Origin of the sequence: Desulfobulbus rhabdoformis, from assembly GCF_016919065.1 — a bacterium.
GTDB lineage: Bacteria > Desulfobacterota > Desulfobulbia > Desulfobulbales > Desulfobulbaceae > Desulfobulbus > Desulfobulbus rhabdoformis.
Genome location: NZ_JAFFQA010000028.1, coordinates 1 through 21,555, shown reverse-complemented (window position 1 = coordinate 21,555; position 21,555 = coordinate 1). Strand labels below are relative to the sequence as shown.

Here is a 21,555-nt window from a genome sequence, read left to right as displayed (position 1 = left end):
CATATCAATGCACTTTATTCAGGAGGCTCCATGCTCCTTCTCACTCGAACACTGACAGCATTTTTCCTTATCCTGGCTCAGGCGGCCCCTACCTGGGCCAGGGAAGGACTCACCATTGCCTCGGGGGCCGGCTATAAACGACTGGTCCACGACCTCTCTGCCGCCTTCACTGCGCAAACGGGTTACCCGGTGCAGCAGGTTTTTGGCAACATGGGCCAGATTATTCCCCAGGCTCAGGAGAGTGGCGCCTTTGACTTTCTCCTGGGTGATGAACGGCACCTGGGCAAGGCTGACCTGCACTTTTCCGGCGATTACAGTATCGGCAAGGGAAAACTGGTGGCCGCAGTGGCCAAGGGATGCACACTGGATACACTCAGTGAACTGACAAACGATACCATCACCCGCGTTGCCATGCCCGATCCCCACAAGGCTATCTATGGATTTGCGGCCAACGAATACCTGAACAACGCAGGTCTTTGGCAACCGCTGCAAACAAAGCTGCTGATTGTAGGCACTGTCCCCCAGGTCAGCACCTATCTTCTCAGTGGTGAGGTGGATGTCGGCTTTATCAACCTGACCGAGGCCATGGCCATGGCCTCCAAGGTAGGCAAGCTGATCCCTGTGGATGAGTCCCTTTACTCGCCCATCATCATTCTGGCCAAACGCTTAGCAGCAAGCCCTCATACCGAGGCATCCGAGGCATTTATTGCCTTTCTTCAGTCGCCTGAGGCGCGCAAGCTGGCCCAGAAACACGGACTCTAACCATGAGTGGAGCCTGGATACTCGAAGTACTGCGTGAACCTGCCACACGGGAATGTATCGCCTTAAGCGGCAAGGTCGCGCTTGTTGCCATGCCCCTGTTGGCGGTGGGTGGCGTCGGCCTGGGCTATGTGCTGGGAAGCGGCAAGGGGCGCTGGCTCCCGCTCCTTGACTTCTTCGTCACCCTGCCCCTGGTCTTCCCCCCCATCGCCACTGGTTTTTTGCTGCTTTTAGCCTTGGGACGACGCAGTGCCATCGGCATCTGGCTCAAAGAATCCCTGGGGCTGGAAATTATATTCAGTTTCTGGGGTGTGGTGCTGGCTGCCTGCATTGCCGGTTTACCCTTGATCGTGAAACAGGTGCAGGCTGCCGTGCGTCGAGAAACAACCCGACTGGTCGAAACGGCGCTGGTGCTGGGTAAATCACCGCTGAGCATTTTCTTCCGCGTGATCCTGCCTTCACTGAAAACCAGTATTGCCATTGGGCTTTCCCTGGCCTTTGCCCGCTCCCTGGGTGAAGTCGGGGTCACCCTGATGCTTGGCGGGAATATCAGCGGCCGAACCAACACCATTTCGCTTGAAGTCTATAATGCAGTGTTTACCGGCGAATACCAACGAGCCTTTGTCCTGGTCCTGCTTTTAGGGCTACTCTCCTTGGGGCTGATTCTGCTGACGCGGTATCTGTCACGCCAATAAAAACTACGCTCCAGCAGGATCGGGATCGAGTTGATTCGAACCCTAAAAAATTATCGATAGAAGTAGAGTACAAATCAGAAGAACAACAGGTACCCCCATGAAGCAGACAATCCCAGCCACCTCCCCTGAATCCTCCACCGTTGCCCCGTTGACCATTACCGGTCGCGTAGCCGCCCCCATGACCTTTCCCCTGGAACAGCTCAAATCCATGGACTGTCTGGATACCGGCAGCCTGCCCCTCATCTGCGGCAGCGGCGAGCCCAAAGGCAACATCGGCAACCTGCGTGGCGTTCTCCTTGCGGATCTGATCAACCAGACTGAGGTCATCGTCACGGCCCACAATGACACCAAAAAGATGTATGTGGTTGCCGCCTCTGATGATGGCTACAAAACCGTCTTTGCCTGGCAGGAAATTTTCAACTCCGCAAACGGTGAAGGCATACTTGTTATTTTTGAGCGCGAAGGTGAGCCCTTGCACGGGGGAAACGGTGAGGTTGACCTGATCTCCGCCAATGATCACTTAAGCGGACCGCGTTATGTGCACCGTCTCAAAACCATAGAAATCATTATGGTCGAGTAAGCCCCGGAACCGGTTCTCAGAGATACGTTAACCTCAGGTTAATCATTCGCCCACCGTTATTCTTTTTTTAACTAACGTTTTTTATGGAACTCAATTTTCGCTTGCTCGTCGTTATTCGTTTTCAGAATAAAGAAGCTAAAGCCCAGCATATTTAAGGAATTATACAGCGGAGAACACCATGTTGAACCATCTCGAATTCAAACAGCATCTGAAAGCTGCAGTCGCCTTTCACGGCCACTTGTGCCTGGGGCAGATCATTGGTGTCCGTCTGGCCATGTTCGGCCTGGACCTGGTCGGCATCAGCGATCCCCTGGGAGCTGATCGAAAAAAACTCATTGTCTTTGTTGAAATTGGTCGCTGCGCTGCCGACGCGATCATGACGGTCACCGGCTCCCGCGTGGGCCGCCGCAGCATGAAAATTATCGATTACGGCAAGCTGGCGGCCACCTTTGTCAACCTGGAAACGGGGGTCGCCTTCCGCATCTTCTCCCACCCGGATGCCCAAAAAAAGGCTTTTGCTCTCTACCCGACACTGCCTGAACAAGAGGCTGAAATGCGCGCTTACCAGGAGATGGAGGAGCACGATATGTTTGATTATCTTGCGGTGCGGGTCCCCATCAAATGTGAAGACATGCCCGGGCGTCCGACACGCAAGGTGCAATGCGCACTCTGCGGCGAGTACGTGCTCGATGCTCGCGACATCGACCGTTACGGCCACCCGTTCTGCCGTCCCTGCGCCACCGGTAATGCCTACTACACCATCGAACATCCCGATTGTGCGCACTTACCCCAGGCGGTAGGGCAATGATGTCTTCTTTTGTGGTGAATCCCATGCCTCTTCTTGACTGGAACATCGCCTGGCAGGAGGCGCTGAAAAAGCGCAGTCACGACCGCCACGACAGCGAACACTGGAACAAACGAGCGGCTTCCTTTGCCCAAAATGCGCGCAAAAGCAACTATGCCGATCACTTTATCCGCCTGCTCACCCCCCAACCCCACTGGAGCGTTCTTGATGTCGGTTGCGGGGCCGGAACCTTAGCCATCCCCATTGCGCCTTTGGTGCAGCGGGTGACCGCGATTGATTTCTCAGAAAATATGATCGCGCTGCTCAATGCCCACTGTATCGAACATGGCATTGCCAACATTCACACCCGGGTCACCAGCTGGGAGGACGACTGGTCCCTGGCTGGCATCGACCAGCACGACGTCGCGATTGCCTCACGCTCTCTGGTGGTCGAAGACCTGCGGACCGCGCTCACGAAACTCGACAGCAGAGCGCGCCATCGCGTCTACATCGCTTCACTGGTTGGAGACGGGCCCTTTGACCGCCGCATTTTTGACGCCATCGGACGCAGCCTCAACCGAGGGCCAGATTACATCTTCGTCTATAACCTGCTCCATCAGATGGGCATTCACGCCGAGATTCGCTTTGTTTTCAATGGGGGCGGCAACAAGGTTTTTCACGATATTGACGACGCTTTTGAACAATTCAACTGGATGCTTGGCACCCTCACCCCGGACGAAGAACACAATCTGCGCCGTTACTTCGAGAAACATCTCTGTAAAACCAGGGGTGGCTGGACCCTTGCCTATAAACACACTGTGCGCTGGGCAGTGATTTACTGGAACAAGGAACAATGAAGATCAATGCCAAACAGTTTGACGCCATCGCCCGCACCGTCTTTGCCCCAGTCTACCCGGTGATTGCCGAACAGATCATTTTCCATACCGGCATCACCCGAGGAACCTGCCTGGATCTGGGCTGCGGTTCCGGCTACCTCGGGGCGGCCGTCGCCCGCAAGACGAAACTGGACATGGTTTTTTTGGATCAATCCCCTGAAATGCTCAAACTTTGTGCACGCACCATCGATGAAAACGGATTGCGGGGCCGGGCCGGACTGCTGCCGGGCGACACAGGCTCCATCGCCTTGCCGGACGGCTCCGTAGATCTTGTCATCAGCCGGGGATCGATCTTTTTCTGGGAAGATCTCCCCCAGGCCTTTCGGGAAATCAAGCGCGTGCTGGCTCCTGGGGGCAAGACCTTTATCGGCGGAGGATTTGGCAACGCGCTGCTCAAACAATCAATCCGTCTGCAAATGGCCGAGCGCAATCAAGGAAAGGATCAGTTTGGCCAGAAAATGCGAACCAATCTTGGCGCGGAAATGCGTAATCGTTTTGAAAAGAATCTGCACCAAGCCGGTATCAGCAACTACTCCATCCTCCATGACGAGGACATCGGGCTCTGGATCATGATGGAACAGCCCGCAACACCCGCCGTAAATAAAGAAACTGGATGTATAGGGGCCCAGTGATTGCCCCGCCCCTCAGCAACAAAAAGGAAGGAAATATGGACCTGCAGTACCCGACAACCGTCCTGGCCAGTCAGTTGGCCACGACACTCATCCTTGCCGCCACCTCACCGGCCCTGGCCAACGATGCGGCAGCCACCGCGCCACCGCGCCAGCTTGAAGCTATCGTCATAGAAGACAACAGTGAGCAGCAACGGGAGGATCTCAAAGCCGACAGCCCCACCAACCTTTACCGGGTTGAGGCCAGCGCACGCTTTGGTACCGAAGTTTTCACCAAGGAGGATATTAGAGCACTCAAACCAAACAACGTCTTTGATCTTTTGGAGAAGGCGGCCGGAGTGAATCTGATCTACCAGGGTCGACGCAGCCCCTACATCGTCGAAGAACGGGGAGGTGGCACCTTTACCTATATCATCGATGGTGCCGTGCTTCCCTCATCGGCAAACCGGATCCTCTACAAATTTCCAGTGGCAGCCATCGAAGAGATGCAGGTGGTCCGGGGCGCCACGGCCCTGACGCTGGGCCCATCAATCCCGATTGGCGCATCAAATTCCGGCTCTGGGCTCAACACCGGCTTTGTCATCATTCGCACCAAGCAACCCAAGAAGACCGAAGGGGTCCTCACCGTATCTGCAGAAAAGGCAGCAGGCGGCCACCCCATAGAATCCAGCGAAAGTCTCTATGTGGGCACCCGGTTCGGTGAGGCGGATGGAGAAAGTCCCGCCCGCCCGCTTCAGGGGTACATTGCCGGGCTTTTGGCCAATATGGATCGTCCCAGCCAGGACAGTTGGTTTGATGGTCGCTCCAATACCGGCGGCATGGCCAGTGCCGGGTTTACCTACGGCAAATTCAACCTCAACATGATGGCCTACAAAGACTCGGGCACCATGGAGATGCAACGCGGGGTGAGTACCGATGGCAGCCTGATGGCGCAGAAATGGTGGTACGACCCGCTTGAGACCGAGCTCTACACCAGTGACATGGCCCTGCAGTGGACTCCCAACCAGACCACCCTCTTCAATATCTTTAAGGTGGAATACGAACAGACCGAGCATGATGGGACCTTTGGGAGCAGCACGGCCACGCTGCGCGAATTCAGTGAAGAGACCTCGGGTTTTGGCCTGCGCCACAACGCCCGTTTTGGCAACACCCTCCTTCAGGCCGGTTGGCAGATGTTCAACTCTCAGGGATTCGGCCCCAACCTCAGCAGTGCCTATAACCGCTACGATACCACCATCAACGGCTGGTCTCTTTCGGTGGAACAAAAGCTCTTCAACGAGCGGCTCGTGCTCGATGCCGGCTATCGCCAGGATCAAAAACATATCGATTATTCAAGCAAATCAGCCGCAAGCGACGGCGCCAACAACAACGTCGACATGGCGCCGGCAAAAATCTACGCCCTGGGCGCTCGCTACCAGCTCAACGACATGTTCACGCTCAATGGCCGCTACTATTACGGTGACCAGGGGACCTCCGATGACTTTGCCCTGCGCTCACTGGGCGACGATTTGGAGGCCGAACGTCAGGAACGCATCGAGCTGGCACTGGAGGCAAACCTTGTCTCCTGGTTTCGCCCAACGCTTACCTATTTCGATATTGATACCGAAAATGCCAAGACCGCCAGCACCAGCACCTACGAGGTCGATGGCGAAACCTACTATTACTATACCCAATCCGATGAACGGAGACGGGGCCTGGAGTTGATGATCAAGGGGCAACTCTTTGAAAACACCAGCTACAGCTTCAGCTGGACCCGCATGCTGGATGCCGAAACCACCTCAAATGGAATCACCAGCGATGCCATCGGCCTTTCCACCCCGGAAAACATGTTTGGCCTCACCCTCTCGCACACCTGGCAGCCCTACCGGTTCAATCTCTCCATCAAACAGGTTGATCAGTGGACCCAAACCTCCAGCCCCAAAGGGACCTACAACGTGGACGGCATCGGTGACTACACCCGAATCGATGCCAATATCCAACGCGACTTTCTCCTCGGCGACACTCTGCTCACGGCCACCCTCTTTGGCCGCAACCTGGGCGACGAGCACTATTCCACCCGCTATGTCACCGGCTACTACCCGGATCGGGGACGGACTGTGGGGTTAGAGTTGGCCTGGGCATTCTGATAAGTGCCACTCCTTGGATTAACAAATTGATTTAACAAAGACTCTGAGCACAACTATGCAGCACATATTCAATAGAAAGACACTCTCGCTAAGCGCCTGTAGCCTGCTGGCAATGTATGGAATTGTTTCCGCCGAAACCCCGCAAAATGATGAATCCTTCAACAACGTCTTTACCCTGGGTCAGATCACGGTGACCGATGTTGAAGAGGGCAACAATCCCATTGGCTATGATAGCCTGGACAAGGAAGAACTCTACGATTTCAACCGCGACAGTCTGCCCGAAGCCCTCAATCTGGTTCCCGGTGTTTCCATGACCAGCGGCAGTGGCAACCGCAACGAATCCACCCTCTCCCTGCGCGGCTTCAGCCGCTGGCAGGTGCCGCTCACCATGGACGGCATTCGCCTCTACCTGCCAGCGGATAACCGCATCGATTTTGACCGCTTTCTCACCCCCGACCTCTCGGAAGTTCAGATCTCCAAGGGCTATGTTTCCGTGCTCAACGGCCCCGACGGTATGGGCGGCACCATCAACCTGGTCACCCGCAAACCGGTGAAGGAGTTTGAGGGGGAATTTCGCGACACCATCTCGCTTGGCAATGACGGCAAGTACAGTGGCAACACCGTCTACGGTAACGTCGGCGGTCGTTATGAGAAATTCTACTACCAGGCCAGCCTGGAACAGCGGGATGTCGATCACTGGCGGCTCTCCGACGACTATGACTCCACCCTGGCCGAGGATGGCGGTGACCGGGACCACACCGACAAAGAGGACTGGCGCACCAATCTCAAGGTCGGCTTTACTCCCAACGCCACCGATGAATATTCGTTGAACTTCATGCACCAGGCCGGTGAAAAGCACGGCATTGGTGCGGTCACCGGCACCTCGACCGTCAGCCTCTGGGACTGGCCCACCTGGGACGTCACCAGCATCTACTATCTGGGCCACACCCAGCTGACGGCCACGACCTATCTCAACACCAAACTCTATTATAATGAGTTCAGCAACGACCTGGTCGCCTATATCGATCTCGACCTGACCACGCCCAAGTGGAAGAGTTACTACGATGACAACGCCTACGGAGCCTCTCTGGAACTGGGCACCACCGCCTTCTCCCATCAGACCCTCAAAGGTGCGCTCCATTATCGCCGCGACAACCATACCGAGTGGCAGACAACCTACTCCTCCGGTTTTACCGAACCCAAGCAGGACACCGAGGAAGAAATCTATTCTCTTGCCCTTGAGGACACGATCCACCTCACCCCCAAGCTCGATCTCATCCTGGGGATCTCTCAGGATCAACGGCACACCATCACAGCCGAGGAATACCGCGATAGCCTATTCAACCAGCCCACCAAGGACAGCTCCGCCACCAACTACCAGGGTGCGCTGGTCTACCGTTACCGGGATCAGGGCAAGGCACATTTCAGTCTTTCCGATCGCACCCGTTTTCCCACCATGTTTGAACGTTTCAGCTCACGCTTTGGCGGCGCGCTCTCCAATCCGGGACTTGATCCGGAGCGTGCCCTCAACCTGGAGGTGGGCATCTCCGACATGCTCTTCTCCACCCTCCATTACGAGATCAACCTCTTTCACAACACCGTCGATGATGCCATGCAATCCGTTGCCGTGGAGTATGGCGGCAGCTGGTACACCCAGTACCAAAACGTGGGAGAGGCAACCTTCAAAGGTGTCGAGCTGGCGTTCTCTACCCTGTTGACCGATGAATTGGAGCTTGGCGGCAACTACACCTACATCGATGCCAAGATCGACAATCCCGAAGATCCCAATGACCATCTCACCGGCACGCCCCGGCACAAAATATTTCTCTACGGTAAATGGACGCCCATGGAGGATCTCCAAATTATTCCCTCCATTGAATATGCAGACCAACGCTGGTCCACGCCCGCAGACGGCAGCAGCGGCTATGTGCAAACGGGCGACTACACCCTGGTCAATTTGAAAATCGGCTACCAGCTTACTGATAACTGGGATCTGTCACTCACCGGTCGAAATCTGTTGGATAAAAACTATGCGCTTTCAGATGGCTACCCCGAAGAGGGGCGGAATTATCTCATGACCGCACGCTACAGATTCTAACTCCAGGAAAACTTCTCTATGCACCCCGAAAACATTCCGCTCTACAACGAGGTGGCCCTGGGCGTACATGCACCTATTTACTCCTACTATGCCCGGCGTATCGTCGAAGAAACCTCCATCACCACAGGCCATTGTCTTGATATCGGCTGTGGGGGCGGCTACCTGGGACTGGCCCTGGCCCAGATCACCGCACTTGATTTTGTTTTTTGCGATCAATCTGGCGAAATGCTGGCCTGTGCCCAAGAAAACATTGCCCATTTTCACTGCGCCACCAGAGCAAAAATTGTCCATGGTTCTGTCCAGCAGATTCCTTTGGAGGATCAGTCCATGGACCTGGTGATCAGTCGAGGATCCCTCCCCTTCTGGGAGGATCTCCCCACGGCCTTTACAGAGATTTATCGGGTTCTCCGTCCCGGTGGACAGGCCTATATCGGTGGGGGACTGGGGGATCCGAACACACGGGAGGCAATGAAAAGACTGCGGCGGCAAACCTATCCCGACTGGCAGGAAAAACAACGTCCCCCCCACCACAGTGACCAACAGTATCAAGAAGGCCTTACCCGTGCCGGTATCCATCCGTTTTTAGTGACTCGCAACGACGAAGGACTCTGGATTCGCTTTCGCAAGGAGATACAATGACCGCCCGACAACCCGATTCCATCAATGAGCTCAATCAGGTCGCCCCCATCCTTGCCGAGGCAACAAAGGTACTGCAAAGAGCCCACGGCCCTCATCTGCAAACCATCACCATTGAACGGTTGGTCGTGGGCGTCTTCTTTGTTGGCCTCAAACTCTCAACTGGCGAGGGGGGCGTTGCCTACACCCCGCCCGAGGCGGTCAAGAACGCTGGCCGCCGTATTCTTCGCGGAGGCTCCCCCACGGTTCGAGGAATGCAGGTTTCCTCCATTCTGGCCGGTGAGCTGGTCCATCCTTTTTCCGGCGTGATCCGTCTGGCCACCTTAAATGCGCTCTCGGTCCCGCTGTTTGCGCATGGCTGTTACAGCCTGGATGGCGGAGATGATCTCTCCACCATGGATACGCTCTTTCGGGGCCGCCGGGTCTGTATGGTGGGGGCGATCATCCCCCTGCTCAGACGGCTCAAAGATTTGCAGCCAGCCGAAGTAACCATCATTGATCGCAAAAAAGAGACAGAGGAAGAGGCCCAGGCTGGGTACGGCACCTTTGTCCCCCCCGAACAGACGGCTGTAGCTCTCAAGAACTGCCAGACTGCCATCTTCACCGGGGCAACAGTGGCCAACGGCTCGATCAGCGAGCTGTTGGCACTCACGCCCTCGGACACGGCGATTGCGGTTGTCGGTCCCAGCGCCGGCTTTGTGCCGGATCCGCTTTTTGCCCGCAAAGTGGCCATGGTGGGTACCTCCATGATCACCGACATCGACCGAGCTCTGGATCTGCTGGCCGAGGGCGGGGGCGGCTACCGCCTCTTTGACGGCTGCGTGCGCAAAATAAATCTGCCCAACCTTCTCCGTCTGCAGCAGCTGGGCCTGGTGCAGGCCTGTTAACAACCCCCTGTATTGATGAGCATAGATCTCACAGACGCAGGCATAAGGATAAGTAACAATGGACACACCCTACTTTGACACCTATGAACGGCTGGTCGAACAGGCCGGAAAATTTCACGGCGATATCTGCACAGGCATCCGCATCGGCACCCGGATGACCATGGCCGGGCTGCGCTGTCTTGGCATTACCGACCCCAAGGGGGCGGATCGAAAAAAACTGATCGTCTTTGTCGAGATCGATCGATGCACCACAGATGCCATCATGGCGCTTACAGGCTGCCGCCCGGGCAAGCGTTCAATGAAGATTCGGGACTACGGCAAGATGGCCGCCACCTTTATCAACATCGAAACCAACAGGGCATTTCGCGTGGTCACCAAGGGAATCAAGGCTGGTGATGATGGCAGTGGCAAAGAACCCGATTTTGCCACCATCCCTGAAACCGAGCTTTTCACCATCAACGAGGTTGAAGTCTCTCTCCGTCCTGAAGATATGCCGGGGAAGCCGCTCTCCCGTGTTCCCTGTGCACGCTGCGGGGAAATCATCATGGATGGCAGGGAGATCTCTGTAGGTGAGCAGGCTCTCTGCCCCCCCTGTGCCGGGGCTGTCGATTACTACCGAATACTCCACTAAGAGGATCCCATGCCGTCTTGTTTTTTCACTTTCGCCCGCCCTCCCCTGCTGGGACTGGCGCTGGTTCTACTGCTTGCGCTGCCCTCCTTACAGGCCCGCGAAATTACCGATATGGCCGGACGCAGGATAACTCTCCCTGAGACGATTACCAAGGTGGTGGCCGTGTCGCCTCCGGCAACCTACCTCGTCTACGCCATTGATCCGAGCCTCCTGGCCGGGCTCAACTTTCCGCTCTGGTCCAGCGAAAAAAAATACACAGTACCCGGCTATCGCAAACTACCGGTGATCGGTGGCCTGGCCGGCCAGGGCAGAACATTAAACCGGGAGATGCTCTTCAAGGTGCAGCCGGATCTGATCGTTCACTGGAGCTGGCGCGATGATGCCACCAACAACAAGTTTCTCGCCTCCATGGCCAAGCTGCCCTTTCCCCTGGTGCAGATCAACATGCAGACCATTGAAGACTATCCTGCAGCCCTGGCCTTCAGCGGTGAACTGCTGGGCCGCAAGAAACGGGGGCAGCGTCTTGCTGACTATGCCCAAGAGGCGATCGATCAGGCCAAAGAGATTGCGGCCTCCATTGACGAGAACAACAGGGTACGCGTTTACTACGCTGAAGGCACCGACGGCCTGAGCACCGAACGCTCCCGTTCATTCCATGCGGAGCTCATTCCTCTGGCCGGTGGCGTCAATGTCCATCAGGGAAAAACGCTCGATCATTACGGCATGGAGAAGATCTCCATGGAGCAGCTCCTGCTCTATGATCCCGAAGTTATTCTAGTGAAGGAGCCCAGCTTTTTTGCCCACATTTTCCGTGATCCCCGCTGGCAGAACCTGCGCGCGGTCAAAGAAAAAAAAGTCTTCCTTATCCCCTTTGAGCCCTTCAACTGGTTCGACCGACCGCCCTCCTTCATGCGGGTCCTGGGCATCAAGTGGCTCCTCAACCTGCTACATCCGGAACAATACCCGCTGGACATGATTGCGAAAACCCAGGAATTTTATTCACTTTTTCTTGGTGTTCACCTGACCCCGGCCCAGGCAAAGGAAGTTCTCCACCCATGAAACATCTCTTCCTGACCCTGTTGGCCCTGCTTCTGCTGCTGGCGGTCTTTCTCTCCCTTGCTTTGGGCAAATACCAGCTGCCGCTTACGGATATCTACTCCTTTTTGGTTTGGAAAATCTCCGGCCATGGTGGATTGAGCGCCCAGCAGCAGAGTCTGCTCACCAATATCCTCCTTGATATCCGTCTGCCGCGCATCCTGGCGGCCCTGCTGATCGGTTCGACCCTCTCGGTCTCCGGCACCGCCTTTCAGGCCCTTTTTATTAATCCGCTGGTCTCCCCTGGCCTCTTGGGGGTGCTGGCCGGAGCCTCCTTTGGCGCCGCCCTGGGCATGATCTGCTCCCAGAGCTGGCTGGTGGTCCAGTGCTCCACCCTGTTTTTCGGATTTTGTGCGGTGGGCCTGGCCGTGGTCATTGCCCGCATCTTCCAGGCGAGCTCGATCATCATGTTGGTGCTGGGCGGTATTATCAGCGGTGCCTTTTTCACCGCGTCGCTTTCCATCATCAAATACACGGCCGACCCGGCCAACCAGCTGCCCGCCATTGTCTACTGGCTCATGGGCAACCTCGCGGCGGTGGATGGGCAGACCATCGCAGTCATTGGTCTGCCCATGCTTGCCGGGATCGGTATTCTCATCGTCAACGGAGAGCGGCTTAATGTGATGAGCATGGGGGAGGAGGAGGCCAGAGCTCTGGGCATCCGTGTGGACAGGGTTCGGCTGACAGTGATTTTCCTCGCCACCCTGATCAGCGCCCTCACGGTGGTGATTGGCGGGATCATCGGCTGGGTGGGGTTGATTATTCCCCATATCTGCCGCATGCTGGTCGGCCCGGATAACCGCCTGCTCCTGCCTGCAGCTGCGCTCACCGGTGCCCTCTACCTTTTGGCGGTGGACAATGTTTCGCGCCTGGCCTTTTCTTTTGAGATCCCCACCGGGATTGTCACCTCGCTCATCGGCATTCCTTTCTTTGTTCTTGTCCTTAAAAACGCGCAACGGGGGTGGAAATGACACATCTACTTGCAGCCCGGAACCTTTCCTTTTCTTACGGCGACCGCAGCATCTTTGCAGGAGTCAATCTGCAGTTCAACACCGGAGAGGTCGTCTCGCTGCTCGGCCCCAACGGCAGCGGCAAAACCACTTTGCTCAAGGCCCTGCTGGGCCTGCTCAAGCCAGAAAGCGGAGAGGTTCTTTTTGAAGGCAGGCCCCTCGCCGCCTACAGCCGCAGTGAGCTTGCCAAACGGATCGCCTATGTACCCCAGGTTCACCGCGAGGCCTTCGCCTACAGGGTGGAAGATGTGGTGCTCATGGGCCGAATGCCCTATCACGGCCTCTTCTCCACCTATTCCAGAGACGACCGGGAGGTCGCCGAGGCGGCCATGGAACGGCTGGATATCTTAGGGCTTAAAGACCGAGCCTACACCGAAATCAGCGGGGGCGAACGCCAGCTCACCATGATTGCCCGCTCCATTGCGCAGGGGGCGGAGGTTTTCATCATGGATGAACCGGTCAATGGCCTTGACTACGGCAATCAGATGCGCCTTTTGGCCGACATCAACCAACTGGCCGGGGAGGGGTTCACTTTTATCATGACCACCCACTTTCCTGACCATGCCCTCATGACCGCAGACCGGGTCATTTTGTTTAATCATGGCATGATTGTCGACGACGGTCAGCCGCACACTGTGATTACCCGGGACAGCCTGCGCGAATTGTACCGCATTGAAGTCAATGTGGCGGCCATTCCCGGTGCAAACAGTCAGGGGCGTGTCTGTGTACCGGCCTGGGCCATGTGAGGTAAGCGATCAGGGGAGAGCGAAGCTGCGGTGTTATCGGCCTGTTTACCTACAGGTGTATGCTGCACAGGCCGATGCCGAGCATCTCCAGCCCCCGCAATCATTACCGTTTTGATAATTATCCGAATTTTCAGGGGGAGCCCTGATAGGTTCCCATGTGAGAAGAAGTATGGAACATCTGCATCAAATTCTTGACTACGGCGTCCTGGGGCTGCTGGTCGCACTCAGCGTCCTCGCTCTGGCCCTGGCCCTGGACCGTTTTCTTACCTATGGCAAAACTCGGGTGGAGGACTACAGTGATCGTCGCTCTTTAGAGCTGCACCTCACCCAAAAGCTGCATCTCATCGCTACCATCGGTTCCAACGCCCCCTATATCGGCCTGTTGGGCACAGTCACCGGCATCATGCTAACCTTTTATGATATCGGCACCAGTGGTTTTGACACCACCCAGATCATGACCGGCCTGGCCCTGGCACTTAAAGCCACCGCTCTGGGGCTTTTGGTGGCTATCCCGGCGGTCACCCTCTACAACCTGCTTTTGCGACGCTGCAAGGTGCTCCTTCTCCAGTGGGATATCCGCCATGGACACTGAAAAGAGCTTTGATTACCTCAACGTCATCCCTCTGGTGGATGTGATGCTGGTTCTGCTGACCATTGTGCTCACCACCTCAACCTTTATCGCCACCGGCGGGATTCAGGTGGAGCTGCCCAAGGCATCAAGCGAAAATAAGCCCAGCCCCCTCCATCCGAAATCTGTGGTGATTGATCGCGAAGAACACATCTGGCTGGAGGGCACCCAGGTGAGTCTGGAAGAGTTGTCCACAGAGCTGGCGGCAGCTAACCGGGAGACTCCGGTGCTGGTTCGCGCGGATAAATCGATTGCACTCCAGGGCTTTGTCGATGTCTTTGCCGCGATCAAAAATCTGGGTTTTTCTCACCTCAGCCTGCAAACCGAACAACAACCATGACAACCCAACATCGCGCCCTGGCCCTCTCGCTCCTGCTCCATTGCGGTCTGGCTGCAATTGTGCTTGCGGCCCAGCAAAACTTGCTGACCACGACACCACCCCTGGTCATTGATTTATCCCTGTCCGTCTCCGAGGCCATGGCCGGAGAGGCGGACACCCCTCTTGGATCGCCTGTGGCTGCCCCCCTGTCCACACCCACGACACCACTCAAGCCGCAGGCGATCCATTCCCCAACAAAGCCAGCGCAACAACCGCTGCCCCAAACCGTTCACATTGCCCCCAAACCTCCCCGAAAGGCTCCAGCGAAAGCTTCAGCAAAAAAACGAAAATTCAAACCGGCACCTCTGGCCCAAACCACCGCTGCCCCGGCTCCTGTCCAACAAAATGCATCACCAGCCGCAACAACTATCCCCAGTTCTGCTCCTCCCACCACCGGGTCAGCGCAGGCTGCCCCTAGTTCCTCTCCAGGCCCCCTCGCCTCCGCCCAGGCAGGTTTCAGAGGGGGCAATCACGGTAAGGGCAGCCCAAGCCGTTATGACTTCAACGCTGTCCGCAAAAAAATACTCAACAACCTCCGTTTTCCCAGCACGGCCCGCAAGCTGGGGCTCAGTGGCAAGATTGTGGTCTCCTTTGTCCTCAAAACCGATGGCCATGTGGAAGCGATCAATGTGGTCACAAGCTCCGGTCATGCCATCCTCGATCGGGCGGTGGTGGCTACCATTCGCCGCATTGCCCCTTTTTCCAAACCGCCGGTCAGGGCCCAATTGATGCTTCCCATTGTCTTTCACCTCCGCTCCTAAAATTTCTTGCTCCCGCATGAATCTCTTGCCCAGGACGCTTGCCTGCAGTAGGGTACTGGTCATTCTTTGCACCAATGTATGTTCCGCACCTCCCCTCCTTCAGGCACCATCCCATGATCGACGATCGAGACGAATTTGCAAAAAAAGACCCTGCGACGATGGCGGATCTGCTCCCCTCTGTCTATTCCAAAAAAGAGTGGAAAAAGCAGTGGCGTCTCTTTCATCTCGAGCGGCGCTGGGCCACCATTGTAGGCCGAGAGGTAGGACGCCTGACCATGCCTGCGTTTTTTCGGCAAAACACGCTCTGGATTTATGTGCAGGATTCCGCATGGATGCACCACCTGCAGTATATCAAGCTCGATCTCATGACCCGGATCAACAAGGCCCTGGAAGATGACCCGATCACCGATATCCGCTGGCAACTCCAACCCAAACTGCCGACCGTTCCCGAGCGGAGCGTCCCCGCTGCCCATGCGGTCGACCCGAAAAGTGAAGAGAATTTTCAGCAGATGACCGGCTGCATTGCCAATGAAGAGTGTCGAGAAGCGCTGCAGCGACTCTGGCACCTTTTTGCCGCCCACAGCGACGACGAATCCCCCTGATTTTTTCCCAGCGAATGCATTCGCCCCTGGTGCCCCCCGAATAGGTTTTCAAAAAATATCTTGGGGAAGCCTGTTTTTTTGCGCTTTGCAGGCAAATCGGCTAAGGTGGCGGTTGCTCCTGTTGGTTTTGGGCTCTCTCGATCGGCGTTTTCAGCAGATGACAGGAAAAACGACCATTCGGACTGCACTCTGCGGTCTCTGGTGAAAGCGTACCTGCAAATTTTCTATAGAGTTCAAAGCCATCTTGATTCATTTCACCCTTCGTACACAGCATGAAACTCGTTGAATTGATAGGCAATACCCCCTTGGTCGAGCTGAACCGGCTCAATCCTGTTCCGGAAAAAGTCCAGTTGCTGGGCAAGCTTGAATCGCGCAACCCTGGCGGTTCCATCAAGGATCGGGTTGCCCTGTCCATGATCGAGGCCGGAGAAAAAAGCGGAGAACTCACCCCGGATAAAATCGTCCTGGAAGCCACCAGCGGTAACACCGGTATCGGCATGGCCATGGTCTGCGCGGCCAAACGTCTCCGTTGCCAGTTGATTATGCCGGAATCCGCCTCCATCGAACGGCGCCTGATCATGGGGGCCTATGGCGCGGAAATCATTCTCACCCCGGCCAAACGGGCCACAGATGGCGCCATTGAAAAGGCCTATGCCCTGGCGCGTGAGCATCCCGAACGCTACTTTCTCGCCGATCAGTTTAACAATCCCGCCAACTGGCAGGCCCATTATACATCAACGGCCCCGGAGATCTGGGAACAGACCGAGGGCAAGGTCACCGATATCGTCTGTACCCTGGGAACCTCGGGAACGGCCATGGGCATTGCCAAATGGTTTCGCGATAATCATCCCGAGGTGCGGGTGATTGCGGTGGAGCCTTCCCCCGGCCACAAGATTCAAGGGCTCAAGAACATGAAGGAGTCCTACAAGCCCGGCATCTTTGACAAAACCATGCCCCATGCCATCGTCGGCATCAAAGATGAAGACGCCTTCAGCACCGTCCGGCAGCTGGCGGCGGAAGAAGGCATCTTTGCCGGCATGAGCAGTGGTGCGGCCATGCACGCCGCCATGGAGCGGGCCAAGGAGATTGGCGAAGGCTGCGTGGTGGTGATCCTGCCCGATGGTGGCGAGCGCTACCTCAGCACCCCGCTGTTTAAAAAGCGTGACCAGGCTGAGGAGACCACTTCCCAGCTTAAGCTCTTCAACACCATGACCCGCAAAAAAGAGGTCTTCCGTCCGCTCAACGAAAAACGGGTGACCCTCTATGCCTGTGGGCCGACTGCGGCGGAAGCCCCGAACCTGGCCCATTGCCGCCGTTTTCTGGTTGCCGATCTGATCAACCGGTATCTGGGGCATCTCGGCTATCCGGTGGAGCTCTACATGAACTTCACCGACCTGGATGACAACACCATTCAGGGCTCCATTGAGGCCGGGGAAGAGCTGGCTGCCTTTACCGCCAAGTTTATCGGCCAGTTCAAAGACGCTATTGAGACTCTCCAGGTGCAAAAGGCGGTGGGCTACCCTCTGGCTTCTGAACATGTGGGCGATATGATCGAGATCGTCCACGACCTGATCCATAAGGGCTACGCCTACGAAAAGCTGGGCTCCATCTACTTTGATATCTCCAAGTTCAAAAAGTATGGTCGCCTCTCGGGCATTGATCTGAGTAAGATCAAGATCGGCCAGACCGTGGACCTGGACAACTACGAAAAAGACAACCCCCGCGACTTTACCCTGCTCAAGCGCTCCACCCTGGCGGAGTTGAAAAAGGGCCTCTTTTTCGAGACTGACTGGGGCAACATCCGCCCCGGCTGGCATATCGAGTGTTCGGCCATGTCCACCAAGTACCTGGGCGAGACCATTGACATTCACACCGCCAGTCAGGACCTGCTGTTCCCCCACCACGAAAATGAGATCGCCATCGCCGAGGCGCTCACCGGCAAACAGCTGGCCAACTACTGGCTCCACTCCGGCCAGTTGCTGCGCGATGGCCGCAAGATGTCCGGCGACGCCGACAACATCGTGACCCTCCAGGAGGTATTGGATAAAGGTTTCACCGGCCGCGAGGTGCGCTTCATGCTCATGGGCGTGCACTACCGCAAGCCGCTCCTGTTCTCCTTCAAACGGCTGGAGGCCGCCCGCACCGCGCTCAAACGCATCGACGAGTTCATCCGCAAGCTGCTCTGCCTGCCCGTTGGCCTGCCCCATCCCGAGGTGGCCACCTATGTCTCGGAGCTGGAGCATCGGTTCACCGAGGCCATGAACGATGATCTGAACATCTCCGGTGCCATTGGCGCCCTGTTCAACTTTATTAAAAAGACCAATCCCGTGGTCCAGGAACGGCAGCTTGATCGGGACCAGAAAAACGATGTGCTTGAAGTCCTGGGCATGGTCAACACCGTGCTGGGTGTGCTTCGGCTTGAGTACTGCCCATTGACGCCTGAGATTGACCGCTTGATCCGCCAGCGGGAGCGGGCCCGCCAGGTCAAGGACTGGACCGCAGCCGATTCGGTCCGCGAGGAGCTGCTCCGCCACGGACTCTCCATCCATGACACCGCCGCAGGCCCGGTCTGGGAGCGCATCAGCGAACAGGAAGGAGATTCAGGACTGTAAACAGCAATTTTTCTGCAAAATTCCTCTTTTAAGGGGTTGCCATTCTCCCTGCGACCCGGTATGTTTGTTGTTCTCAAAAATATACAGACGCATGCGCCAGTAGCTCAGCTGGATAGAGCACCGGCCTTCTAAGCCGTAGGTCGCAGGTTCGAATCCTGCCTGGCGTGCCAGTAAATACAGCCACTTAGCAAGTTTTCGCTAAGTGGCTTTTTTTATTTTGTGAAGCTATTGTGAAGTTAAAGCCTGAAAACATCGCGGTCCCCTCATTTTGTTGATCCAACTATTTTGCTACCGATCCCTACGGCCGTCAAAAGTAATGGGGTAATAAATGCAACTCATATTATTGAATGGTTACAACATTTTTTGTATTGTCCAGATGAGCATAAATTCAATGTCCATTTTTCTGAGACTAAAATAAGGTAAAACCACATGGCAGCACCTATAAGGAAAACCATAGAAATAAAGAACTTGCATTTTGACAGTTTCAATCCCCGTCTTCCTGAGGATATGAACCGGGGAAATGAAGAGGAAGTTCTCAGCTGGATGCTTAATAAGGGGGATATTATTGCCCTTATGGCATCAATTGGGGCTACTGGTTATTCCTCGGCGGAGGCCGTTCTTGCAATTCCTGTTGATGGTAAAGAGGGAGAATATGAGGTCATTGAAGGTAACCGTAGACTAGCGGCGGTTAAGTTGCTTAACGATCCCGAGAAGGCTTCTTCACGAAAAAAGCTTGTCCGTGAAACAGCGGATCAAGCAGCAATAATTGAAGATTCCATTCCTGTCTTAATATACGAAGGCCGGCAGGATATACTGACTTATTTGGGTTACCGTCACATAACGGGTGTAAAATCTTGGGGAGCAGAGGAAAAAGCAAAATATCTCAGACAGTTATACGATCACTATATCTCTTCAGGGATGGAAGAGGAAGAGGCTTTCAGAACGATATCCCAAGTAGTGGCCACTAAGCCTTATTATGCAAAAAAGACCCTTACCACTCTTCACCTTGTTGAAGCAGTAAGCGAGGCTGGTTTTTGGGGACTGGACCGTCTAACAGCAGATGATATTAAATTCTCGGTTTTAGGGACTGCATTATCATATAACCAAATTGTTGATTTCCTAGAATTAGATGACGTTTCCGATTGGCACCTCAATTCTTTAAACCAAGATAGGCTGAAAGATCTTTGCACGTGGCTTTTTCAACGTGACCCAGAAGGTACCACCAAGGTTCGAGAGTCACGTGAATTACCTAAACTAGCAAAGGTTGTTGCTAATAAAGAAGCACTTCGATCTTTTAAAGAAGGGCATTCTCTTGAATATGCTTCCGAATTGACCGACGAGGCCGATGAGGCTTTTCGAAAATTTATTGTAGGGGCATATGAAAAACTTGAGGTAGCACAAAGCCAAATTAAAAGAATGCAAGCGCCGAACGAAAGTGATCTCGAAACGCTACGTGATATTTATAAAATGGCCCGTGATATGGGGGTAGTCCTAAAAGACCGCATCCATGGTGAAAAAGAAGAAACCCCTTTTTAGGCACCTCTGTATATGATTTCAGTTGAATTAGATTCCAGCAAAATCAAGAAACACGCTCTTTATCAATGGGCAGATTTCGTCGAGCTGGCCTGCTTAATGGATGATGACGGAGAAGCTCCTCTTGGAGAAATTTTGCGTGAAGCTTGGGGATTTGAAACTGGCCTGGCTACAAGCTTTGCTTGCGATGACGAGGAGACAGATCCCCTAATGGATCGTTCTGAGCATGAAGATGCAGTTGGTACTAAACTCGAAGATCTGGCTAAACACTTCCAGCTTAGAGAGGATCTGCTTAGGGAAAATTATCCATTCACTATGGACCTTGAAACTCTCGTCTTATCCCGAAAAGAATTTACAGAAGCTCACCGCCTGTACGTATATCTTCTCCGATCTGCCAACCTTTCGTTTCATACCAGATCGGATAGAAGCAACTTAACAAAGGGGTTTGAAAGAATCGCATATCATGCTGTTGAAGAATTAATCCCCTCTAAAGCCACTGTAGCTCTTTTCGGTACAGCTAGTCATGATGCATACAAATGCTACACTGGCATGAGAAAATATGAAAAACTTTGCGCATTTGCCAATGATATGGGGACTTGCATTAACGATTACAATATCACTGAAGATACCTATCCCGACCAGGATTCTGGGGATGATGGACTAGACGTTGCGGCCTGGTATCCTTTCGACGACTACGCAGCGCACTTTCCACTTATTCTTGCCCAAGCTGGATGTACTGCAGATGAGAAAGAAATGATTGCTAAGCAACATGAGGTCCATCCAAGAACATGGACAAACAAAATTCGAAACATCATTCCTGTTGCAATGATGATTACACCTCAATGCTATAGAGATGCCAGCAGTTCCCGCTTTATCCGGAAGCCCAGTAAATGCGTAGGCCCAAGATAAGCTTTTCGCAAATTTTTGGGGACATTCAAATAAATGGGTCGATGTAACTAACTAATTTTACATCATAAAAAAAATCGGAATAATCGAAAAAATCTCTTGACATCTGGCGAGGGGTCGAAACGCTTTTTTCTTGTGATATCAACTATTTACAAGGATGAGCCTATGTCGACCCTCAAAAATTTCATAGACCGTAACCGCAAAGCAACTCAGACTCTGGGCAAAATCAAGATGCGTTCTCACCTCAATGCCGATGCCTTATTCGCCCATATCCGCGAGGATCTACAAAAGGTGCCTGACCACCGGGCTGCCAATGCCTCGATCCCGCTGGAGGACGCTTTAATGAGCGGCTTTGCCATGTTTTCGCTAAAAGACCCTTCGCTGTTATCGTTCGATGGGAGACGACTTGAGCAACCCGAGAGCCTGCATGGTGTATTTGGGGTACGAGTTATCCCCAGTGATACCCAAATGCGGACTATTCTGGATGAGATTGTTCCGACCTTACTTCGGCGACCGTTCCGCACTATTTTTCATCAACTGCAACGAGGTAAGGTCATGCCGA

General features: G+C 54.6%; 21 protein-coding genes, 1 tRNA gene and 1 pseudogene. All 23 read left to right on the top strand.

The annotated features are described in order from the left end of the window. The first annotated feature begins 30 nt into the window (after positions 1-30). Positions 31-762, top strand: a complete 732-nt coding sequence (gene modA, locus JWJ90_RS14740; RefSeq protein WP_205227999.1) for a molybdate ABC transporter substrate-binding protein — start codon at positions 31-33, stop codon at positions 760-762. 2 nt (positions 763-764) lie between these two features. Continuing rightward, positions 765-1,454 (top strand): molybdate ABC transporter permease subunit, encoded by a 690-nt coding sequence (locus tag JWJ90_RS14735; protein ID WP_205227998.1) that lies wholly within the window; start codon positions 765-767, stop codon positions 1,452-1,454. 97 nt (positions 1,455-1,551) lie between these two features. Beyond that, positions 1,552-2,034 carry a molybdopterin-binding protein gene (locus tag JWJ90_RS14730; protein ID WP_205227997.1) on the top strand — a complete coding sequence of 161 codons (483 nt, stop codon included), beginning with the start codon at positions 1,552-1,554 and terminating at the stop codon, positions 2,032-2,034. A gap of 178 nt (positions 2,035-2,212) precedes the next feature. After that, positions 2,213-2,842 (top strand): FmdE family protein, encoded by a 630-nt coding sequence (locus tag JWJ90_RS14725; RefSeq protein ID WP_205227996.1) that lies wholly within the window; start codon positions 2,213-2,215, stop codon positions 2,840-2,842. Then, entirely contained in the window at positions 2,839-3,675 is an 837-nt protein-coding gene (locus JWJ90_RS14720) for a class I SAM-dependent methyltransferase (RefSeq protein ID WP_205227995.1), read from the top strand. The genes JWJ90_RS14725 and JWJ90_RS14720 overlap by 4 nt, the downstream gene beginning before the upstream one ends. Beyond that, on the top strand, positions 3,672-4,346 hold the full coding sequence (locus JWJ90_RS14715) for a class I SAM-dependent methyltransferase (protein WP_205227994.1): 675 nt from the start codon (positions 3,672-3,674) through the stop codon (positions 4,344-4,346). The genes JWJ90_RS14720 and JWJ90_RS14715 overlap by 4 nt, the downstream gene beginning before the upstream one ends. 35 nt (positions 4,347-4,381) lie before the next feature. Further along, positions 4,382-6,469, top strand: a complete 2,088-nt coding sequence (locus tag JWJ90_RS14710) for a TonB-dependent receptor domain-containing protein (protein ID WP_205227993.1) — start codon at positions 4,382-4,384, stop codon at positions 6,467-6,469. A gap of 55 nt (positions 6,470-6,524) precedes the next feature. Beyond that, a complete protein-coding gene (locus JWJ90_RS14705) occupies positions 6,525-8,567 on the top strand; it encodes a TonB-dependent receptor plug domain-containing protein (protein ID WP_205227992.1) in 2,043 nt (680 codons plus the stop codon). Positions 8,568-8,585: 18 nt separating this feature from the next. After that, positions 8,586-9,206, top strand: coding sequence for a class I SAM-dependent methyltransferase (locus tag JWJ90_RS14700; protein WP_205227991.1), 621 nt, complete (start codon positions 8,586-8,588; stop codon positions 9,204-9,206). Next, complete coding sequence (locus JWJ90_RS14695) at positions 9,203-10,090, top strand: DUF364 domain-containing protein (protein ID WP_205227990.1); 888 nt, start codon at positions 9,203-9,205, stop codon at positions 10,088-10,090. Before JWJ90_RS14700 ends, JWJ90_RS14695 begins: the two co-directional genes overlap by 4 nt. A 58-nt stretch (positions 10,091-10,148) precedes the next feature. Beyond that, complete coding sequence (locus JWJ90_RS14690; RefSeq protein ID WP_205227989.1) at positions 10,149-10,721, top strand: FmdE family protein; 573 nt, start codon at positions 10,149-10,151, stop codon at positions 10,719-10,721. 9 nt (positions 10,722-10,730) lie between these two features. Then, the gene (locus tag JWJ90_RS14685; protein ID WP_205227988.1) at positions 10,731-11,780 is read left to right on the top strand and encodes an ABC transporter substrate-binding protein; all 1,050 of its coding nucleotides are present in this window, start codon (positions 10,731-10,733) and stop codon (positions 11,778-11,780) included. Next, the gene (locus tag JWJ90_RS14680) at positions 11,777-12,787 is read left to right on the top strand and encodes a FecCD family ABC transporter permease (protein WP_205227987.1); all 1,011 of its coding nucleotides are present in this window, start codon (positions 11,777-11,779) and stop codon (positions 12,785-12,787) included. The genes JWJ90_RS14685 and JWJ90_RS14680 overlap by 4 nt, the downstream gene beginning before the upstream one ends. Continuing rightward, positions 12,784-13,572 carry an ABC transporter ATP-binding protein gene (locus tag JWJ90_RS14675; protein WP_205227986.1) on the top strand — a complete coding sequence of 263 codons (789 nt, stop codon included), beginning with the start codon at positions 12,784-12,786 and terminating at the stop codon, positions 13,570-13,572. Before JWJ90_RS14680 ends, JWJ90_RS14675 begins: the two co-directional genes overlap by 4 nt. 178 nt (positions 13,573-13,750) lie before the next feature. Further along, entirely contained in the window at positions 13,751-14,164 is a 414-nt protein-coding gene (exbB, locus tag JWJ90_RS14670) for a TonB-system energizer ExbB (protein ID WP_420828920.1), read from the top strand. Continuing rightward, a complete protein-coding gene (locus tag JWJ90_RS14665; protein ID WP_205227984.1) occupies positions 14,154-14,540 on the top strand; it encodes an ExbD/TolR family protein in 387 nt (128 codons plus the stop codon). The genes exbB and JWJ90_RS14665 overlap by 11 nt, the downstream gene beginning before the upstream one ends. Continuing rightward, the gene (locus JWJ90_RS14660; protein ID WP_205227983.1) at positions 14,537-15,340 is read left to right on the top strand and encodes an energy transducer TonB; all 804 of its coding nucleotides are present in this window, start codon (positions 14,537-14,539) and stop codon (positions 15,338-15,340) included. Before JWJ90_RS14665 ends, JWJ90_RS14660 begins: the two co-directional genes overlap by 4 nt. A gap of 113 nt (positions 15,341-15,453) precedes the next feature. Further along, positions 15,454-15,942 (top strand): DciA family protein, encoded by a 489-nt coding sequence (locus JWJ90_RS14655; RefSeq protein ID WP_205227982.1) that lies wholly within the window; start codon positions 15,454-15,456, stop codon positions 15,940-15,942. Between the two features lie 272 nt (positions 15,943-16,214). Then, a complete protein-coding gene (cysS, locus tag JWJ90_RS14650; protein WP_205227981.1) occupies positions 16,215-18,554 on the top strand; it encodes a cysteine--tRNA ligase in 2,340 nt (779 codons plus the stop codon). 93 nt (positions 18,555-18,647) lie between these two features. Next, a tRNA-Arg gene (locus JWJ90_RS14645) sits at positions 18,648-18,724 on the top strand. Positions 18,725-18,983: 259 nt separating this feature from the next. After that, on the top strand, positions 18,984-20,090 hold the full coding sequence (locus tag JWJ90_RS14640) for a ParB N-terminal domain-containing protein (RefSeq protein ID WP_205227980.1): 1,107 nt from the start codon (positions 18,984-18,986) through the stop codon (positions 20,088-20,090). Positions 20,091-20,102: 12 nt separating this feature from the next. Beyond that, positions 20,103-20,996 carry a hypothetical protein gene (locus JWJ90_RS14635; RefSeq protein WP_205227979.1) on the top strand — a complete coding sequence of 298 codons (894 nt, stop codon included), beginning with the start codon at positions 20,103-20,105 and terminating at the stop codon, positions 20,994-20,996. Between the two features lie 162 nt (positions 20,997-21,158). Further along, positions 21,159-21,555 (top strand): annotated as a pseudogene (locus JWJ90_RS14630) (transposase); the annotation flags it as partial.

Bases quoted from the DNA above. Each gene is read 5' to 3' on its own strand.
- modA (WP_205227999.1), top strand. From the start codon at position 31: ATGCTCCTTCTCACTCGAACACTGACAGCATTTTTCCTTATCCTGGCT.
- JWJ90_RS14735 (WP_205227998.1), top strand. From the start codon at position 765: ATGAGTGGAGCCTGGATACTCGAAGTACTGCGTGAACCTGCCACACGG.
- JWJ90_RS14730 (WP_205227997.1), top strand. From the start codon at position 1,552: ATGAAGCAGACAATCCCAGCCACCTCCCCTGAATCCTCCACCGTTGCC.
- JWJ90_RS14725 (WP_205227996.1), top strand. From the start codon at position 2,213: ATGTTGAACCATCTCGAATTCAAACAGCATCTGAAAGCTGCAGTCGCC.
- JWJ90_RS14720 (WP_205227995.1), top strand. From the start codon at position 2,839: ATGATGTCTTCTTTTGTGGTGAATCCCATGCCTCTTCTTGACTGGAAC.
- JWJ90_RS14715 (WP_205227994.1), top strand. From the start codon at position 3,672: ATGAAGATCAATGCCAAACAGTTTGACGCCATCGCCCGCACCGTCTTT.
- JWJ90_RS14710 (WP_205227993.1), top strand. From the start codon at position 4,382: ATGGACCTGCAGTACCCGACAACCGTCCTGGCCAGTCAGTTGGCCACG.
- JWJ90_RS14705 (WP_205227992.1), top strand. From the start codon at position 6,525: ATGCAGCACATATTCAATAGAAAGACACTCTCGCTAAGCGCCTGTAGC.
- JWJ90_RS14700 (WP_205227991.1), top strand. From the start codon at position 8,586: ATGCACCCCGAAAACATTCCGCTCTACAACGAGGTGGCCCTGGGCGTA.
- JWJ90_RS14695 (WP_205227990.1), top strand. From the start codon at position 9,203: ATGACCGCCCGACAACCCGATTCCATCAATGAGCTCAATCAGGTCGCC.
- JWJ90_RS14690 (WP_205227989.1), top strand. From the start codon at position 10,149: ATGGACACACCCTACTTTGACACCTATGAACGGCTGGTCGAACAGGCC.
- JWJ90_RS14685 (WP_205227988.1), top strand. From the start codon at position 10,731: ATGCCGTCTTGTTTTTTCACTTTCGCCCGCCCTCCCCTGCTGGGACTG.
- JWJ90_RS14680 (WP_205227987.1), top strand. From the start codon at position 11,777: ATGAAACATCTCTTCCTGACCCTGTTGGCCCTGCTTCTGCTGCTGGCG.
- JWJ90_RS14675 (WP_205227986.1), top strand. From the start codon at position 12,784: ATGACACATCTACTTGCAGCCCGGAACCTTTCCTTTTCTTACGGCGAC.
- JWJ90_RS14665 (WP_205227984.1), top strand. From the start codon at position 14,154: ATGGACACTGAAAAGAGCTTTGATTACCTCAACGTCATCCCTCTGGTG.
- JWJ90_RS14660 (WP_205227983.1), top strand. From the start codon at position 14,537: ATGACAACCCAACATCGCGCCCTGGCCCTCTCGCTCCTGCTCCATTGC.
- JWJ90_RS14655 (WP_205227982.1), top strand. From the start codon at position 15,454: ATGATCGACGATCGAGACGAATTTGCAAAAAAAGACCCTGCGACGATG.
- cysS (WP_205227981.1), top strand. From the start codon at position 16,215: ATGAAACTCGTTGAATTGATAGGCAATACCCCCTTGGTCGAGCTGAAC.
- JWJ90_RS14640 (WP_205227980.1), top strand. From the start codon at position 18,984: ATGGCAGCACCTATAAGGAAAACCATAGAAATAAAGAACTTGCATTTT.
- JWJ90_RS14635 (WP_205227979.1), top strand. From the start codon at position 20,103: ATGATTTCAGTTGAATTAGATTCCAGCAAAATCAAGAAACACGCTCTT.